Below are 17,315 nucleotides of genomic sequence, written 5' to 3'. Positions count from 1 at the left end.
CTGTCCCTAACCTCTCCTGGGGATCGCTGCTGGTCGGCGTCAGCCGAGCCGCTCGATGATCATGGCATTGGCCATGCCGCCACCTTCGCACATGGTCTGCAGCCCGTACCGGCCGCCCGAGGCCTCGAGCTGGTTGACCAGGGTGGTGAGCAGCCTGGTGCCGGATGCGCCGAGCGGGTGACCCAGCGCGATCGCACCACCGCGGGGGTTCAGCCTGGCCGGGTCGGCGTTGAACTCCTGCTGCCAGACCAGCGGCACCGGCGCGAACGCCTCGTTGACCTCGTACGCGTCGATGTCGTCCAGGGCAAGACCCGAACGGTCAAGCAGCTTGCGCGTCGCCGGGATCACGCCGGTCAACATCAACAACGGGTCGCTGCCGGTGACCGCGAAGGCCGCGAAACGGGCCCGCGGGGTGAGCCCGAGCGCGTGAGCCCGCTGCTCGCTCATGATCAGCGCCGCCGACGCGCCGTCAGTCAGCGGCGAGGAGTTGCCGGGGGTGATCGACCAGGTGATCTCGGGGAATCGCTCGGCCAGAGCCGGATCCTGGAAGGACGGTTTGAGCCCGGCAAGCCCGTCGACGGTCGTCGAGGCACGGATCGTCTCGTCGACAGCGTGATCACCGATCGGCAGGATCTCGGCGCTGAACGCCCCGGAGGTCGTCGCGTCGGCGGCGCGGCGATGTGACTCGGCGGCGAACTCGTCGAGCGCGGTGCGGTCGAGCTTCCAGCGCGCGGCGATCAGTTCGGCGCTGACTCCCTGGGGCACCAGGCCGTCGGGATAGCGTGAGCCGAGTGGCTCGTACGGGTCCTTGCCGGCGAAGTTGGAGAACATCGGCACCCGGCTCATTGACTCGACACCGCAGGCGATGACGACGTCGTACGCTCCGGCAATCACGCCTTGCGCGGCGAAGTGCGCGGCCTGTTGGCTCGATCCGCACTGCCGGTCGACGGTTGTTGCCGGAACAGCCTCGGGCAGCCCGGCCGCGAGGACGGCATTGCGGGCGATATTGGCCGCCTGCTCGCCGGACTGGCTGACGCAGCCGGCGATCACATCCTCGACCAGGTCCGGGTCGAGATCGTTGCGCTGCAGCAGGCCGCGGATCGTCGTGGCCAGGAGTTCGACAGGATGGATGCCCGACAGCGCACCACCGGGCTTGCCCTTACCGGAGGCAGTGCGGATGACGTCCACGATGACGGGGTTGCTCATGGGACGAACCTACGTCACCAGGGGCCGCCGACCCAGGCGCTCCGCCGGCGTCAGTTGAAGATGGAACAGTTGTCCACAGCGGTTATCCCCACTGTGGAGAGAACAACACCACTGTTATTCAACCCGGCTGCAGATCCATGAGGGGTTTTTCGGCGGAATGTCGACCGGTTGTCCACAGGCGCGGGGTGCGGCTATGGATTCAGTCGGGCTACTTCCACAGCGTCGCGATGACGAACGCCGCCGCCATCGCGCCCATCCCGATCAGGATGTTCCAGTTGCCCAGTGCCGCCATGAACGGGATCGAACTGCCGGCCACGTAATAGACGATCAGCCAGGCCACGCCGAGCAGCCCGACGCCGATGAAGGCCGGCGCTACCCAGCGGCGTGAGCCGGCCGCGTACGGTGTGCCGATCCTTGGGCGCAGCGCCAGGTAGAGGAGAGCAGCGACGAGCACCGCACCGGCACCGATCAGGATGTTCCACTTGCCGAGGGCATGCTCGCCGGGGATCAGTTTGTCGTTGACGAAGTACGCCACGCCCCAGGCGATGCCGAGGACGGCCAGCACGATCGCGGCGGGCAGCACCCAGCGGCGACCCTGCGGGCGACTCTCCGCCTCGATCCGCCGGGACACCCGCTTCGCGGTCCGTCCGGCGGAGTCCGCGCCCGTCTTGCGCGGAGTCGCCCCGCTCGACCTGCCCGTCGTTCTCCCGCTCGACGCTGCGGCCTTGGCCGACTCGGTGCGCTTCCGCTTGTCGTCGACAGACTTGCGGATCTTGGATTCAGGCAACGGTCTCTCCTTGCAGGGGCCTCCCGGGTAGCGTAGTCAATCCCGGTTGCAGAGACACATTTCCTGTGCCGGAAGCCGGATGAGGAGAAGCCGGAACGAGGAGTGGTAGGTGGAACGGCCGATCGTCGCGCGAGTACGCCGCGCCCTGCGCCGTGCGCACGTCCGCCAGCGGATCCGTGACAGCCGCGGCCGCTCCGGTCGGGTGCTCACCGGTGTGGTCTGTCTGGCCGCCGGTCTGATGATCACCATCAGCGCCATCAACGCCAGGGGAATCGACCTCCGGCCGGCCCGCAACACCGATCTGGTGAGCCTGGTGCAGTCGGAGTCGCGGCGCAACGCCCGGCTGGCCCAGCAGGTCACCGACCTGCACACCGAGGTCGATCAACTGGCCGCGCAGCAGGGCGATCCGTCGTTGGACGCCCGGCTGGAGCAGCGGTCCCGACAGGCCGGGCTCCGCCCGGTGACCGGCCCTGCCGTCACCGTCACCCTGGACGACGCGCCGTCGGATGTCGGTTCCGAGGGCATCGATCCGGATCTGCTTGTCGTGCATCAACAGGACATCCAGGCGATCGTCAATCTGCTGTGGGCGGCGGCGCCGAGGCGATGACCATCCAGGGGCAGCGGGTGATCTCCACCACCGGGATCAAGTGCGTCGGCAACACGGTGATCCTGCGCGGGATCCCGTACGCTCCGCCGTACCGGATCAGCGCGATCGGCGACACCGCGCGCCTGCAGCAGACGTTGCAGAACTCCGACTTCGTCCGGATCTTCCAGCAGTACGTGCAGCGCTACCGGATGGGCTACTCGGTCAGCACCAAGGCCGGGGCGACGTTCCCGGCCTACCGGGGCGCGCTGGACCTGCAGTATGCCCGCGTGCCGGGGGAGCCGTCCGCCTCGCCGACCAGGTGAGAAACGCTCATCACTGCAGTTCGGCCGGCGTGGAACAATGACCGGGTGTCCGAACGTCCGTTGCGCATCCTGATCGTCGACAACTACGACTCCTTCGTGTACAACCTGGCCCATTACCTGGCCCAGGTGGGAGCCGAGGTCGACGTCTGGCGCAACGACGACGCCCGTTTCGCCGATCCGGACTATGCCGAGCCGTACGCAGGCATCCTGCTGTCGCCGGGACCCGGCATCCCCGAACAGGCCGGGATCTGCGTCGACCTGGTCCGTGACCAGGCGGGCAAGCGGCCGATCTTCGGTGTCTGCCTCGGGCTGCAGGCGATCGGGGTGGCCTACGGCGGGTTCGTCGGCCGCGCGCCGGAACTGCTGCACGGCAAGACATCGCTGGTGCGGCACCAGAACGCCGGCGTCTTCACGGGTCTGCCCACGCCGTTCACCGCGACCCGCTACCACTCCTTGGCGATCAGGCCGGAGACCGTGCCCGATGATCTTGAAATCACCGCGACCACCGACAGTGGAGTGATCATGGGGGTACGCCACCGCACGCTCCCGGTCGAGGCCGTGCAGTTCCATCCCGAGTCGGTGATGACCGAACACGGCTACCAGCTGCTCGCCAACTGGCTGAAGATCTGCGGCGACGACGCGGCCCCCGCCCGTGCGGTCGGTCTCGCGCCCCTGATGTCCGCCCGCTGACCCCCTTCCGCCGAGGGGTCACAAACTCCTCAATATCGGCGGCGTGTCGTCGCGTGGTCATGCAGCCTGGGCGCGACACACCGCGAATATTGAGGAGTATGTGACCCCTCGGCGGTTAGAGGAGGTCGGCGTAACCGAGGCCGATCAGATGCTCGCGGGAGTCGCTGAGGCAGTCGAAGATGTCGCGGCCGTACTGATCATCCTGCTCGATCAGCAGGTACTCCGCGCCGGCGTCGATGCCGGCCTCGACCACACCCGCGAAGTCCAGGTTGCCCTGGCCGACCTCGGCGAACTGGACGATGTTGGACCAGTAGCCCTGCCAGGTCGCACGATCGCCGGCGCTCAGTGCGGCGAACGCCTCGGCCGGCGGCACGGCGATCCGGTAGTCCTTCAGATGCACAAGATCGACAAGACCGGCGTACTTGTTCAAGGTCCGGACCGGGTCCATGCCGCCGCGCTGAACCCAGTGCACATCGATCTGAAGCTTCAGATCCGGCGCGTTCTCCTTGATCAGATCGAGGATGAGCCGGCCGTTGATCTTGGCGAATTCGATGTGGTGGTTGTGATAGCTGAGGATGATGCCGTGGTCGGAGAGCCGGCGGGCCATCTCATTGGTGTCCTTGGCGAAGTTGATCAAGGACTCCTCGGAGGCGAGCACCTCGACCGGCAACATGCCGATCCGCACGCGGTTGGCGCCGAGCGCCTGGCAGTCGGAGACGATCTTGTCGAAGGACTCCCGGAGCGAGTCGTTGCCGCCGCCGCCCGCCGCGCCCATCCCGGCGGAGATCGACGAGACACTCATTCCGAACTCGTCGTTGGCGCGGGCGATCTCGTCCCGCGTCTGTGGGGTCAGCGAGATCTGGGACACCTCGACGACGCTGAATCCGATACCGGCCAGCTGCTTCCAGACGTCGTACGCCCCGCGGTCGGCGACGTGTTGCTTGAGCATCATCGCCTGTACGCCGATCTTGGCCACCGTCACACTCCTTCGTAGCTTGCGGTGACCGCAACGCTAGGACGTACCGGCCGATCGTGCCCAGTGGTTGCCACGGATTGCCAGCCTCCCATGCGCCGCACCCCAGCCTCGTCCCTTGCCGCACCAGCTGCTGCACGCCGCACCCTGTACACACGGTGCGGCGTGCAGCAGGCGGTGCGGCAAGAGCGGAGCCGGCGGTCAGCGGACGCCGCGGGGCCGGAACTGGATGCTGATCCGCGGACCCACGGGCTTGGCGGTCTTGGTGATCGCGTGCTCCCAGGTGCGCTGGCACGACCCACCCATCACGATCAGGTCACCATGTCCGAGTGGATACTTCGCCCAGGTGGTCGTGCTGCCCCGCGGTCGCAGGGAAAGGGCCCGGGCGGCGCCGACCGACAGGATCGCGACCATGGTGTCCTCACTCTTGCCGCGGCCGATGGTGTCGCCGTGCCAGGCGACCGAATCCCGCCCGTCCCGGTACAGGCACATCCCGGCCGTCCGGAACGGCTCGCCCAGCTCCGCGTTGTAGTAGTCGTTGAGCAACGCCTTGGCCCGGTCGAGCACCGGATGCGGCAGCGGGTCGTCCTCACCGTAGAAACAGAGCATCCGCGGTACGTCGACGACCCGCTCGTACATCTGCCGGCGCTCGGCGTGCCAGGGCACGGTCTCGACGAGTTCCCGCATCAACGCGTCGGCGCCCTGCAGCCAAGCCGGCCGGATGTCCACCCAGGCGCCCCGGGTCAGGGTGCGTCGTTCGACCTTGCCGCGCAGCGCGCCGAGGTCCAGCTCGTCGGAGAAGTCCAAGAGCGAATCCTGCAGATCCGCCCTGCCCCTACGGTCGGTCGTTCCGATGGTGATCGCGCTCATGGCATCGAGCGTAACACCGCTATCGGACAGTTGTTCGAATAATTACCAGTCGTCCGGAATCCCGGCGGTCTAGCCTCCGGGCTTGCCCGGCGTCGGGCTGGGTGAGGTGGACGATGCCGGACCGGTCGGCGTCGGTGTCGGGCTCGGCTTGGGCGGGGAGTGCTTGGCGACGCTGATCACGATCGTCGTGCCGCGCTCCAGCAGCGTTCCCTCGGAGTAGCTCTGGCTGACCACGATGCCCTCGGGGTTGTCGTCGTCGATCACCGTCTTGACCTGGGTCCGGAACCCGGCATTCTCCGCGTCCTGTTCGGCGGCATCGGCCTGCTTGCCCATCAGATTGGGCACTTCGGACTTACCGGTGGCAACCGTCAGGGTGATCTCGGAGTCCGCGGCGACCGTCGAACCCTCCTCCGGGTCGATCGCGAGGACGTCGCCCTTCTCGGCGTCCAGTGGCTCGGGCTGCTGGGCGTCCTCCCGCTTGATGCTGTCGGAGGAGAAGCCGGCATCCTCGAGCAGCCGCTCGACCTTCTTGGCCTTCTTGCCGACCAGGTTGTCGGGAATGGTCGCCTGTTTCGGGCCGACGTTGATCTCGACCTTGACGGTGCTCCGCGGATCGACCTTGATGCCACCGGACGGATCCTGTTTGACGGCGGTGTTCTTGGTGTCGTCGTCGGCGCCGTTGACGCTGGTGATGTTGGGCACAAGACCCTTGGATTTCAGTTCCGCCTCGGCCCGGGTGCGGTCCATGCCGAGCACGCTCGGCACCGACACCTTGGCCGGCGGTGGGGCGGCCTGCTGCTTGTTCTGCTGCTGCCACCAGTAGTAGCCGCCGGCGCCAAGTGCCGCCAGGACCATCAGGATGACCAGCGTGAGCACGACGGCCAGCCCGGCGCGCCGCTTCCGCGGCTCCTCCTCCTCGAAATCCTCCGGCCCGGCGCCCGGCAGGGATCCGGTTCGGCCCCTGGGCCACCGTTGCCGCCTGCGCGGGAACCACCCGAGTGGCATCGACATCGGATCCCAGCGGCACCGGCGGCCGTACGGCGGTCGGTGCTCCGGCCAACGCGGCGGTGACCTGCTCACCGGCCAGCACCCGATTGATGTCGGCCTTCATCTCCCGGGCCGACTGGTAGCGGTCGTCGGGCTCCTTCTCCAACGCCTTGAGCACGATGGCGTCGATGTCCGGCGGGATCGACGGATCGATCCGGCTCGGCGGCACCGGCGCCTCCCGAACATGCTGGTAGGCGACACTGACCGGCGACTCACCGGTGAACGGCGGACGGCCGACCAGCAGCTCGTACATCAGACAGCCGGCGGAGTAGAGGTCGCTTCGCGCGTCGACCGTCTCGCCGCGCGCCTGCTCGGGGACAGGTACTGCGCCGTGCCGATCACTGCCGCCGTCTGGGTCATCGTCGCCGACGTGTCGGCGACCGCGCGAGCGATGCCGAAGTCCATCACCTTGACGTTGCCGGCCTGGGTGAGCATCACGTTGGCGGGCTTGATGTCGCGGTGCACGATCCCCGCCCGGTGGCTGTAGGTCAGCGCGTCCAGCACTCCGGCGGTCAGTTCCAGCGCGCGCTCCGGGAGGATCTTGCGTCCCTCGCGCAGCACATCCCGCAAGGTCGGACCCTCGACCAGTTCCATCACGATGTACGGCACCAGCACGCCGGTCGCCGGGTCCTGCTCCTCGCCGGTGTCGTAGACGGCCACGATGTTGGGATGGTTCAGCCCGGCCGCGGACTGCGCCTCGCGGCGGAACCGCGCCTGGAAGGTCGGATCGGTGGCCAGATCGGCGCGCAACTGCTTGACGGCGACCGGCCTGCCCAGCCGTTGGTCGACGGCGCGCCGCACCTCGGCCATCCCGCCGCGACCCAGGAGCTCCCCGAGTTCGTACCGTCCGCCCACCACCTGGTGTGCAGGCGTTTCGGACTCTGTCATCGGGTGATTTCCTTTCGCCGGCGCCGGTCGCGCCCCGTGGGACGCGGCCATCGTCTCATTGCATCCCGGTCCGCGGTCAGCCACCGCGGGTCCGCTGCGTTCGGCATCTGCTCCTTCAACCTGGCTGCCAACCTGACCTGTGGCGTGGCCCTTGACCTGGCATTCGTCCTCGCGCTGCCGTGCTTCGTCACCGCTTCACCGCCGCCTCGATCATGGCCTTCGCGACCGGGGCTGCCAACGCCCCGCCGGCGATGTCCTCGCGGGGGATGTCGGCGTCCTCGACGAACACTGCGACCGCGATCTGCGGATCGTCCGCCGGAGCCAGCGCGGTGAACCAGGCGTACGGCTTCCGCTTCGGATCCGACTGCGCCGTCCCGGTCTTGCCGCCGACGCCGATACCGGGGATCTGTGCGGCTCTACCCGTTCCGTTCTGAACGACACTGACCATCATCTGCTTCAACTCGGCGGCGTTGTCGGCTGACAGCGGCCGGTCCAGCTCCTGCGGTTTGGTCCGAGACAGCACCTGCAGGTCCGGGGACCGCACGGTCGATACCAGGTACGGATCCATCAACACGCCGTCGTTGGCGATCGCTGCCGAGACCATCGCCATCTGCAGGGGGCTGGCGGCGACGTCGTACTGGCCGATCGAACTCAGCGCGAGCTGCGCCTGGTCGACCTGGTCGGGGAAGACACTGGCCGCGCCGCCGATGTCGCTGAGGTGCCGGGAGCCGAAGCCGTACTTGGTGGCCTCCTCGCGCAAATTGTCGGCGCCGACCTTCAGCCCGAGCTGAGCGAAGGCGGTGTTGCAGGACACGTCGAGCGCATGCGTCAGGGTGATCCGGGCGCCCCCGCAGGACTCGCGGTTCTCGTTGTAGAGATAGGTCGACGTGTCGGGCAGCAGCAGCCGGTTCGGTGAGTCGACCATGCTGTCCGGGTTCAACCCCTCGTCCTGGAGCGCCGCTGAGGCGGTCACCAGTTTGAAGGTCGAACCGGGCGGATAGATCTCCCGGGCGGCCCGGTTCGACATCGGGTTGCCCGGATCGTTGATCGCGTTCCCGTACGCCTTGTTCGCGGCATCGACGTCGTGTGAGGCGATCTTGTTCGGATCGAAGCTCGGCTTGGACACCATGGCCAGCACCGCACCGGTCTTCGGATCGATGGCGACCGCGGCACCCTTCTGGTTGCCCAGAGCGTCGTAGGCAGCCTTCTGGACGTCCGGATTGATGGTGGTCTGAATGCTGGCGCCCTGCGGCGGTTGGTTGGTGACCAGGTCGACCATCCGCCGGACGAACAGGCTGTCGTCGGTGCCGGCGAGCTGGGTGTTGTAGGAGTTCTCCAAACCGGTCGTGGCGTGGTCGTAGGAGAAGTATCCGGTGACCGGCGCGTAGATCTTGCCGTGCGGATAGACCCGCTGGTACTTGAAACGGTCCCCCGACGGTTTGCTGTACGCGATCGGCGTGTCCCCGGCCAGGATCGATCCGCGGTTCTGGGCGAAGTCCTCGTCCCTGGCCCGACGGTTGAGCGGGTTGGCGTTCAGCGAGGACTGTTGGAAGACCATCAGATAGGTACCGTTGGCGAACAACAGCGCGAACAGGGCCATCACCAGAATCGCGACGCGGCGGATCGGCTTGTTCATGCCCGGCCTCCTCGCGCGTGGATCTGGGTCGGCTGGTCGTCATCGGCCTCGGCACCGCCTGCGCGTCCGATCTCCTGGGTCAGTTCGCTGTCGGCGACCCGGTCCGGGCGCTCGAAGATCAACTGTCCTCCGGGATCGACGTCCCGGGTGGTCGCCATCGGCCGGCGCACCTGGTGACTGATGATCAGCAACAGCCCCATCACCACCCAGTTGGCGATCAGGGACGATCCACCCTGGGACATGAAGGGGGTGGTCAGGCCGGTCAGTGGGAGCAGCCGGGTGACGCCGCCGATGATCAGGAACACCTGCAGGGCGAAGGAGAACGACAGGCCGGCGGCCAGCAGCTTGCCGAACGGTTCCCGGCAGGCCAGCGCCGTGCGCAGGCCGCGGGACACGATCAGGCCGTAGATCAGGATGATCGCGAACAGTCCGGCCATGCCGAGTTCCTCGCCGAGGGACGTCGCGATGAAGTCGCTGCGGGCCAGCGGTGTGAGACCGGGTCGGCCCTCGCCGAGGCCGCGGCCGAGCAGGCCGCCCCAGGCAAGGCCGAACTGCGCCTGGATCAGCTGATATCCCTGTTCGATGTCGAAGGGATGCAACCAGGCGGCGACCCGGACCCGGACGTGCCCGCGGGTGTAGTAGCCGAACACCGCACCGGCGGCGAACAGCACGATGCCGATGATCGCCCAGCCCGGCCGCTGGGTCGACACGTACAACATCGTCACGAACAACGCGAAGAAGAGCAGCGACGTGCCGAGATCGTTCTGGAAGACCAGCACCAACAGGGTGGCGATCCAGACCAGCAGGATCGGACCAAGATCACGTGCCCGTGGCAGATCGATGCCGAGCACTCGCCAACCGGCCAGCGCCAGCACGTCGCGCTTCTCGACCAGATAGGACGCGAACGCGATCGCCAGCAGCACCTTGGCGACCTCCGCCGGCTGGAAGCTGAACGGTCCGAGGTGGATCCAGATCCGCGCGCCGCCGAGATCGCCAGCGGAGATTCCCGGTACCAACGGCAACAGCAGCAGCACCAGACCGACCAGGCCGAGGGTGTAGGTGTAACCCTGCAACGGGCGATGATCGCGGACCACGGTGATGACCACGATCAGCAGCGCGATGCCGAGACCTGTCCAGAGCAACTGCTGGCTCGCTCCGGTGCTCGGTGGATCGTTGATCAGATCGATCCGGTGGATCATCGCCAGTCCGAGCCCGTTGAGGAGGGTCGCGCAGGGCAGGATCACCGGGTCGGCGTACGGCGCCCGCCAGCGGATGGCGGCATGGGCCAGCAACGGCAGGACGAAGGCGATGATCGCCACCTGGACGAGATTGGCGGGGAGTTCCCCCTGGACGTTCAAGTCCACCTGGACGTAGGCCGCCAGCGACAGCGCCGAAGCGAAGATCACCAACAGCATCTCGACGGTCCGCCGCTTCCGGGGGACGACGGTGATCCGGTCCCCGACCTCAGCCACGCTCATGATCAACACTTCCCGTCATCGGGGAGTTGCCCGGGTGCGGTCGAGGACGGGCTGGGCTGCGGAGATGGCGTGGCCGGCGGCGCGGTGCGCTTCGGTGAAGCCTTCGGCGACGACTTGGAGGTCGACTTGGAGGTCGACTTGGACGTCGACTTGGAGGTCGACTTGGAGGTCGACTTGGACGTCGACTTGGAGGTCGACTTGGACGTCGGTTTCTTGGTGGGAGACGCGCTGTCGCTCGGCTTCGGTGAGGTGGAACCCCCCGGTGTCGGCTGGGTCGGCGCCCCGCACCGGGCAGCGGTCTCCTCGAGTTGCTGCACCGTCGCCCGGGCCGAATCCAGCGTGCCGGTCTCGATACCGTCCCGGACCATGCCCTGGTAGTAGAGCGGAAGATCGGTCAACTCCAGTTGCTGTACCTCATAGACCCGGGACAACGGCAGTCCGGGGACCGCCTCGTTGAGCCCCTGGAAGATCGCCACCCGCTCGTTCGCGGCGCCGACGTAGTACTGGGTTCGCGTCCACGCGAAGCCCGCGCCGGCCCCGACCGCAAGCACCAGCAACACGACGAGCGTCAGGATCATCGGCCGGCGCCAGCGACGCTTGCGCGGCGCCTGCGGGGCATAGCGGTCCTCGTCCTCAAGCTCGTCGGCGTCCTCATAGTCGGCGTCGATGAAGTCGCCGTCATCGTCCACGTCTTCGGCACGTTGGCTGGCGCGCTCACGGATCCGGTCCTCTTCGTCGGCGACGTCACGATCTGCGGCCGCTCCCAGCAGTTGGGCTCGGTCCAGCGGGCCGTCAACCTCCTGCGCGGACGCGCCGGTGGCAGCCGGACCGCTCGGCGCCCGGTCCTCGGTGCGGGCAGACAGCGGAGTCCGCATCGCCGTGGCCTCCGGGTCCTGACCCGCGGGATCGATCAGGTCGGCGATGATGATGGTGATGTTGTCCAGGCCGCCGGCCGCGTGCGAGGCCTCGACCAGGTGGTCCATCGCCTCCCGACGGCTGGTTCCCGTCAGCGCCTCGGCGATCTCTCCGTCCTCGACGAAACCGCAGAGCCCGTCACTGCACAGCAGCAACCGATCACCTGGCCGCAGCGGGATCGAGTGCAGATCCGGTTCGTTGGACGGCTGTCCGTTGAGCACCTTCAGCAACAGCGAACGATGCGGGTGCGCGGCTGCCTCCTCGACGCTGATCTTGCCCTCGTCGATCAGCGACTGGACCCAGGAATGATCATGGGTGAGCTGTTCCAGCCGACCGTCCCGGAACAGATAGCCACGGCTGTCGCCGATGTGTGCCAGACCGATCCCGTCACCGTCCAGAACGGCAGCGGTGACCGTCGTCCCCATGCCCTCCAGCGTGTAGTCGGTGGTGACCAGATCAGCGATCCGAGTGTTGGCGGCAGAGATCGCCGAGGCCAGCCGATGAAGTCTGTCCCCGAGCTGTTGATCATCAGGATGATCGACATCCGAGCTTTCGAGGTCGACGTCGGCCAGGGTGTCGACCGCCACCGCCGAGGCAAGATCGCCCGCGGCGGCGCCGCCCATGCCGTCGGCCACGACGAGCAGATCGGCGCTGACCAGGCCGGAGTCCTGGTTGTTCTTGCGTACCAGGCCGACCTCGGAATGCGCGAGATACTCCCAGGCCAGGCGCTGGGCCGGGGCGGTCTCCGCCGTCATGCTCAGGTCTCCAGCTTCAAGACCGTCTTACCGATTCGTACGGTGTCTTGAAGCGTGATCGTGGTCGGCGCGCTGATCCGCATGCCGTTGACGTAGGTGCCGTTCGTCGATCCGAGATCCTCGATGTAGATGCCGTTGTCGCCGGAGACCACGCGCGCGTGCCGGGTGGACACGTAGTCGTCGTCGAGCAACAACTGGCAGTCGGCGCCGCGGCCGATCATGATCATTCCACCGGCGAGTTCTGCCTGGTTTCCGGCGGTGGGTCCGTTGGTGATCGTCATCACCCGCGGCTGGCCCTTCGCCCGCCGCTGCCTGCGCGGCCGGTCCGGTGTCTGCAGCTGCTGCACACCGGACGAGGCGACGGCGCGGCCGAAGAGATCGCTGCGTACCACCGAGGCGACGAACAGGATGAAGAGCCAGAGCAGTGCGAGGAACAGCACCTTGACGATCGTGAGGGTGATCTCGGACATGGTCGGATACCTCAGGCCTCAGCCGGGGTGTGCACCAGCATCCGGGTGTTGCCGATCTCGATCCGGGAGCCCTCGCCAACCCACGCCTGCTGGACCCGGCGGCCGTCGACGACGACACCGTTGGTCGATCCAAGATCGACGATCTCGATGTCCAGGTCGCCGCCCCGGGGCGTGACCCGGAGTTGGGCGTGGCGTCGGGAGATACCGGGGTCGTTTATCCGCAGATCCGCATCGGTACCGCGGCCGATCACCAGGCCCGGGGGCCGCAGCGGGTGGCGCATTCCGTTGACCTCGAGCACCAGCCGGCCGCGGACCTGGGAGGTCCGGACGCCAGGTTGGCTGGCTGCCGGGGTTCGGCCGTCGGGCGGCTCGACCGCCGATGAGCTGACCGCGAAGCGTCCGGTCGGCAAGGTGTCGTCAAGTTCCAGATGGATCATGATCGGGCCGCTGAACACGTACCCCATGTCCTGGGCATGCTGCTTGAGCTCGGGCAGCAACTCGTTCATCAGCGTCTTGCCGTACGGTGCCAACCGGTCGTAGTCGTGCCGCGACAGCCGGACGACGAACTCGTTGGGAACCAGTCGGCGGTCGCGGGACATCAGCTTCGCTTCGGCATCGAGCTCGCGCTGCAGCCGGGCGGCGATCTCCACCGGCTGCACGTCGCCCTTGAACGCTCGGGCGAAGACGCCGTTCACAGCGCCTTCGATGCGACGCTCGAATCGGTCGAAGACTCCCATGCCCCTCCTTCCGTACGCGACCGACGTGAGCCTGCTACCTGGTTTCCGACACACCGATACGCGGGCTCCGGGCCCACGTGCCAGAAGTTGATCGTAACCGTGCTCCCGGAAAGACCCGGAATCCCGCGCCCGTTCCTGGGTATGGCACCGGGACTCTTTGGCAGACTCTCAGACCTGCCTGATCATCGAACCCGACGTGACTGCTTCGCCGCGTCGGCTGCGGTGACCGGTGATAACAATCGCGACACGGTTCGACCGAGCGGGGCAGTCAGGCGCCGTACGGGCGATCGCCGACGTGATTCCCAGCGCGACTCCCTTTGGGGCGCGCACGGGGCAGAATCAACAGTCGACTGGTCCGAGTGGCCGGAGGAGATGAGATGAGCCGTCCGAAGGTGTGTGTGGTCGGAGCCGCGAACCTCGACCTGATCAGCTACGTGCCGCGACTGCCGACGCTGGGTGAGACATTGCACGGCAGCACGTTCCGGACCGGTTTCGGTGGCAAGGGCGCCAACCAGGCGGTGATGGCGGCCAAGCTCGGCGCCGAGGTGACCATGATCACCAAGGTCGGTTGCGACGACTTCGGGAACGGCACGCTGGACAACTTCCGCCGATGGGGCATCGACGTCGGCCACGTGTCCCGGACCGACCGGGCTTCGACCGGCGTGGCGCCCATCCTCGTCGATCCGGACGGTAATAACGCCATCGTGATCGTGACCGGCGCGAACGACCTGTTGGATGCTCAGGACATCGCCACGGCACGGCCGGCGATGCGGGAGGCCGGGGTGGTCATCTGCCAGCTGGAGATCCCGCTCGAGGTCACCGCCGAAGCGGTCCGGGTGGCACGGGCCGAGGGAACCCGGACGATCCTCAACCCGGCGCCCGCATCGCGGCAGCTGCCCGAGGAGCTGTTGCGGTCGGTTGATGTGTTGTGTCCCAACCAGTCCGAATCGGCCCTGCTCACCGGGCTACCGGTCGACACCGTCGAGGAGGCGAAGGCGGCGGCGGCTGCCCTGTTGGCGCGCGGGCCGGGTGCGACAGTGATCACCCTCGGCGCGGACGGCTGCGTGGTCGCCGATGCTGCTGGCACGACCCACCTTTCCGGGGTCACCGTCGCGGCGAAGGACACCACGGGCGCCGGAGACGCGTTCGTTGGAGCGCTCAGCTGTCTCCTGGCGCGAGGGGACGAGCTGCGGGACGCCGCCACCGTGGCCAACCGGATAGCGGCGCTGAGCGTCCAACGACCGGGCACCCAGACCAGCTATCCGGACCGGTCGGAACTGCCCCCGGACCTCGCCGCGCGATTCGGCTGACGGCACCGCGGGACAGGGCCGACCTACGCCGTCAGCGGGGCGGTTCGGGACATCCGCGGGCGCTCGCGGGCGCCGATCCTCGATGCGGCGTTCCCGGCTCGGGCGTGCTAGTGTTTCGCGTCGGTTCGCATGGATGTTCCAGTCGGGTTTCATGCGAACGATGCGCGAGTGGCGGAACGGCAGACGCGCTGGCTTCAGGTGCCAGTGCCCGAAAGGGTGTGAGGGTTCAAATCCCTCCTCGCGCACAAATCTCTCGGTGTGTCGGGCTGCTACGGATCGTGTCGGTCACCCTCATTTCTCTGGGCTCGTCCTTATCCCTTTTGGTCCAGCCATTTCGTTCGGCTCGTCCGTTCCCTTGGCAGCCTGTCCACGCCTTCGCGCGGGCCGCACCAGCTGCTCGTTCCCGCACCACCTACTCGTCCGCGCACCCGCTACAGGTGTAGCGGGGCCGACGAACTGGTGCGGGACGGGTCCTGGCGCCGACGGGCCAGGTCCGGTGAGGTCCGGCGAGGTCCGCCGAGGTCCGGGCCCGATCCGAGCGAGCGCCGCGCGATCCGGTAGGAATGGCGGCAGACCCGGTGCCGTACGCCACCGCAGCCAACCGCGAGGATGGGACATTCAGTGGAGCACAGTGAGCAGTTGATCACCGACTTCGGCAAGGAAGCGGAATCCATCCACCCCGATCTGGTCAGCCTGCGCCGGGAGTTGCACCAGATCCCCGAGCGTGGCAACGACCTGCCGAAGACTCAGGCGCGGGTGCTCGAGGCACTGCAGGGCCTGCCGTTGGAGATCACCACCGGCAAGGAGCTCAGCTCGATCGTGGCCGTGCTCCGCGGCCGCGGTCCGCTGGCGACCGGGACCCCGCGGCCGACCGTACTGCTGCGCGCCGACATGGACGCCCTGCCTGTGGTGGAGGAGACCGGCCTGGACTACGCCTCGACCAACGGCTTCATGCATGCCTGCGGACACGATCTGCACACCTCCGGCCTGGTGGGGGCTGCCCGGCTGTTGAGTGATCACATCGACGAACTTCCCGGGGATGTGATCTTCATGTTCCAGCCCGGGGAAGAGGGCCCGGGCGGCGCCGAACCGATGCTCGCCGAGGGCCTGCTGGACGTCACCGGTCGGCGGCCGGATGCCGCGTACGGCCTGCACGTCTTCACCTCGACCGAGGCAGGCAGGTTCCTGGTCCGGCCGAACACCCTGATGGCCGGCTGCTGCGAGTTCAACGTCACGGTGAAGGGTCGTGGTGGCCACGGATCCCAACCGGCGAAGAGCATCGACCCGATCCCGGTAGCCGCCGAGATCGTCCTTGCCCTGCAGTCCTACGTGACCCGAAGGGTCGGCGTCTTCGACCCCGTGGTGATCACGGTCGGCAGCATCCACGCCGGCACGGCGATGAACATCATCCCCGACACTGCGCGACTGGAGGCGTCTGTGCGGGTCCTCTCCAAGCAGTCGACCGAACAGGTGGCCGAGGACCTGCCCAGGCTGGCCGAGAACATCGCCGCGGCTCACGGCTGCACGGCCGAAGCCGAGCTGGAGGTCCTCTACCCGGTGACGGCCAACGACCCGGACGAAACGGCGTACGTCATCGACGAACTGACCGGGCTGTACGGGTCCGAGCGGGTCGAGATCATGTCCGAGCCGTTGATGGGTTCGGAGGACTTCTCGTTCGTCCTGGAGGAGGTGCCCGGAACGTACTGCTTCCTCGGTGCCCATCCCGGACCGGTCGGCGACCCGCCGCTGACCAACCACTCGGCCCGGGCGCTCTTCGACGACGCCGTACTGGCCGATGGATCGGCGACCCTGGCACACCTGGCGTACACCAAGATCACTAGGCTCGCCGCCAGCTAGCCCGGCCTTTGCCGCACCACCTGCTGCATCCCGCACCCGGTACACCTGGTGCGGCGTGCAGCACGGGGTGCGGGAACTGGTTCATCGAGCTGACACGGCTCCCGGGCGGGGTCACGAGCCGGCTGAATCATGCCGTGGTGCTGGAGCGACCCAGTTCGGCCAACCAATGATCAGCTGTGGTGTCGAACGGTGGCTGCCGGTTGTTCACCGCGGCCAGCAAGGCATGCGCCGTACGCTCGGTCAGCGCGACGACGTCGGCGGGATAGCCGTACTGCACCTGATGCTCGGCGAACTCGTCCTGGTCGTCGATGTAGGGTTCCTGACCATCCCGACGGACGACCACGTCGAGGTCCATGTCGACGGTGTGCAGCGTCGTACCCTCCCAGATCGCGGGGGTGGTCAGATCGATGTAGATCCGCAGGTGATGCGCCTGGGTGTTGTAGGTCGCCAGCCACGGACGGCCGGCCGACGGCACCAGGGTCAGCCAATCGCGGGTGTCGGTGAAGGATCGGCCCGGCCTGGCCATCAGGGTGCCGGCCCGATGACCGATCCATTCGCCGTGCTGGTCCTCGCCGAGATAGACACCGTCGTAGACCCAGTGCTCACGACCGTCCCATTTGGTGAACTCGACCCTGACCGCCTGACCGACCTGGAAGCGCATGATCGCAGTCTTGCAGAACGCTGCCCGCCGATCCCTGGTACGTCGCGCGCCCCGCCGGACGGCCCTTGGTTAGCCTGAGAGCCGTCGGGTGGACGCTTCGACGGCTACGACGGTGACCGGGCGACC

The 17,315-nt window shown here is 67.5% G+C and carries 12 protein-coding genes, 1 tRNA gene and 4 pseudogenes; 5 read left to right on the top strand and 12 right to left on the bottom strand.

Annotated elements, in window-relative coordinates:
• Positions 1-39: 39 nt before the first annotated feature.
• From GJV80_RS16535 to GJV80_RS24615, 3 genes and pseudogenes are all read right to left on the bottom strand, one after another.
• The gene (locus GJV80_RS16535; RefSeq protein WP_154688836.1) at positions 40-1,206 is read right to left on the bottom strand and encodes a thiolase family protein; all 1,167 of its coding nucleotides are present in this window, start codon (positions 1,204-1,206) and stop codon (positions 40-42) included.
• Between the two features lie 208 nt (positions 1,207-1,414).
• A pseudogene (locus tag GJV80_RS23315) lies at positions 1,415-1,591 on the bottom strand (cell division protein CrgA); the annotation flags it as partial.
• 60 nt (positions 1,592-1,651) lie between these two features.
• Positions 1,652-1,837: pseudogene (locus tag GJV80_RS24615) on the bottom strand (cell division protein CrgA); the annotation flags it as partial.
• A gap of 394 nt (positions 1,838-2,231) precedes the next feature.
• Here GJV80_RS24615 and GJV80_RS25155 point away from each other — a divergent pair.
• Together GJV80_RS25155 and GJV80_RS16520 are read left to right on the top strand one after the other, a co-directional pair.
• Positions 2,232-2,902, top strand: a pseudogene (locus GJV80_RS25155) (DUF881 domain-containing protein).
• Positions 2,903-2,947: 45 nt separating this feature from the next.
• Complete coding sequence (locus GJV80_RS16520; RefSeq protein WP_154688834.1) at positions 2,948-3,592, top strand: aminodeoxychorismate/anthranilate synthase component II; 645 nt, start codon at positions 2,948-2,950, stop codon at positions 3,590-3,592.
• 115 nt (positions 3,593-3,707) lie between these two features.
• Here GJV80_RS16520 and GJV80_RS16515 read toward each other — a convergent pair whose 3' ends face one another.
• The 8 genes and pseudogenes from GJV80_RS16515 to GJV80_RS16475 all read right to left on the bottom strand — a co-directional run bounded on the left by GJV80_RS16515 (position 3,708) and on the right by GJV80_RS16475 (position 13,361).
• Complete coding sequence (locus GJV80_RS16515) at positions 3,708-4,568, bottom strand: sugar phosphate isomerase/epimerase (RefSeq protein ID WP_154688833.1); 861 nt, start codon at positions 4,566-4,568, stop codon at positions 3,708-3,710.
• A gap of 198 nt (positions 4,569-4,766) precedes the next feature.
• Positions 4,767-5,435: an alpha-ketoglutarate-dependent dioxygenase AlkB gene (locus GJV80_RS16510; RefSeq protein ID WP_154688832.1), complete on the bottom strand. Its 669-nt coding sequence runs from the start codon at positions 5,433-5,435 to the stop codon at positions 4,767-4,769.
• Positions 5,436-5,504: 69 nt separating this feature from the next.
• A pseudogene (gene pknB, locus GJV80_RS25150) lies at positions 5,505-7,370 on the bottom strand (Stk1 family PASTA domain-containing Ser/Thr kinase).
• A 187-nt stretch (positions 7,371-7,557) separates the two neighbouring features.
• Positions 7,558-9,006 carry a penicillin-binding protein 2 gene (locus tag GJV80_RS16495; protein ID WP_154688830.1) on the bottom strand — a complete coding sequence of 483 codons (1,449 nt, stop codon included), beginning with the start codon at positions 9,004-9,006 and terminating at the stop codon, positions 7,558-7,560.
• The gene (locus GJV80_RS16490; RefSeq protein ID WP_154688829.1) at positions 9,003-10,484 is read right to left on the bottom strand and encodes an FtsW/RodA/SpoVE family cell cycle protein; all 1,482 of its coding nucleotides are present in this window, start codon (positions 10,482-10,484) and stop codon (positions 9,003-9,005) included. Before GJV80_RS16490 ends, GJV80_RS16495 begins: the two co-directional genes overlap by 4 nt.
• A gap of 2 nt (positions 10,485-10,486) precedes the next feature.
• On the bottom strand, positions 10,487-12,154 hold the full coding sequence (locus tag GJV80_RS16485) for a PP2C family serine/threonine-protein phosphatase (RefSeq protein WP_154688828.1): 1,668 nt from the start codon (positions 12,152-12,154) through the stop codon (positions 10,487-10,489).
• Between the two features lie 2 nt (positions 12,155-12,156).
• The gene (locus GJV80_RS16480; RefSeq protein WP_154688827.1) at positions 12,157-12,624 is read right to left on the bottom strand and encodes an FHA domain-containing protein; all 468 of its coding nucleotides are present in this window, start codon (positions 12,622-12,624) and stop codon (positions 12,157-12,159) included.
• A gap of 11 nt (positions 12,625-12,635) precedes the next feature.
• A complete protein-coding gene (locus GJV80_RS16475) occupies positions 12,636-13,361 on the bottom strand; it encodes a DUF3662 and FHA domain-containing protein (RefSeq protein WP_154688826.1) in 726 nt (241 codons plus the stop codon).
• 377 nt (positions 13,362-13,738) lie between these two features.
• On the opposite strand from GJV80_RS16475, the gene rbsK reads away from it, so the two are divergent.
• The 3 genes from rbsK to GJV80_RS16460 all read left to right on the top strand — a co-directional run bounded on the left by rbsK (position 13,739) and on the right by GJV80_RS16460 (position 16,528).
• Positions 13,739-14,671, top strand: coding sequence for a ribokinase (gene rbsK / locus GJV80_RS16470; RefSeq protein WP_154688825.1), 933 nt, complete (start codon positions 13,739-13,741; stop codon positions 14,669-14,671).
• Positions 14,672-14,833: 162 nt separating this feature from the next.
• A tRNA-Leu gene (locus GJV80_RS16465) sits at positions 14,834-14,916 on the top strand.
• A 376-nt stretch (positions 14,917-15,292) separates the two neighbouring features.
• Positions 15,293-16,528, top strand: a complete 1,236-nt coding sequence (locus GJV80_RS16460) for a M20 family metallopeptidase (protein WP_230207771.1) — start codon at positions 15,293-15,295, stop codon at positions 16,526-16,528.
• A 127-nt stretch (positions 16,529-16,655) separates the two neighbouring features.
• On the opposite strand, the gene GJV80_RS16455 is transcribed toward GJV80_RS16460, so the two are convergent.
• A complete protein-coding gene (locus tag GJV80_RS16455) occupies positions 16,656-17,189 on the bottom strand; it encodes a DUF402 domain-containing protein (protein ID WP_154688823.1) in 534 nt (177 codons plus the stop codon).
• Positions 17,190-17,315 lie beyond the last annotated feature (126 nt).

This window comes from Microlunatus sp. Gsoil 973, from assembly GCF_009707365.1.
Lineage (GTDB): Bacteria > Actinomycetota > Actinomycetes > Propionibacteriales > Propionibacteriaceae > Microlunatus.
This window is presented reverse-complemented; position numbering and strand designations above follow the sequence as displayed.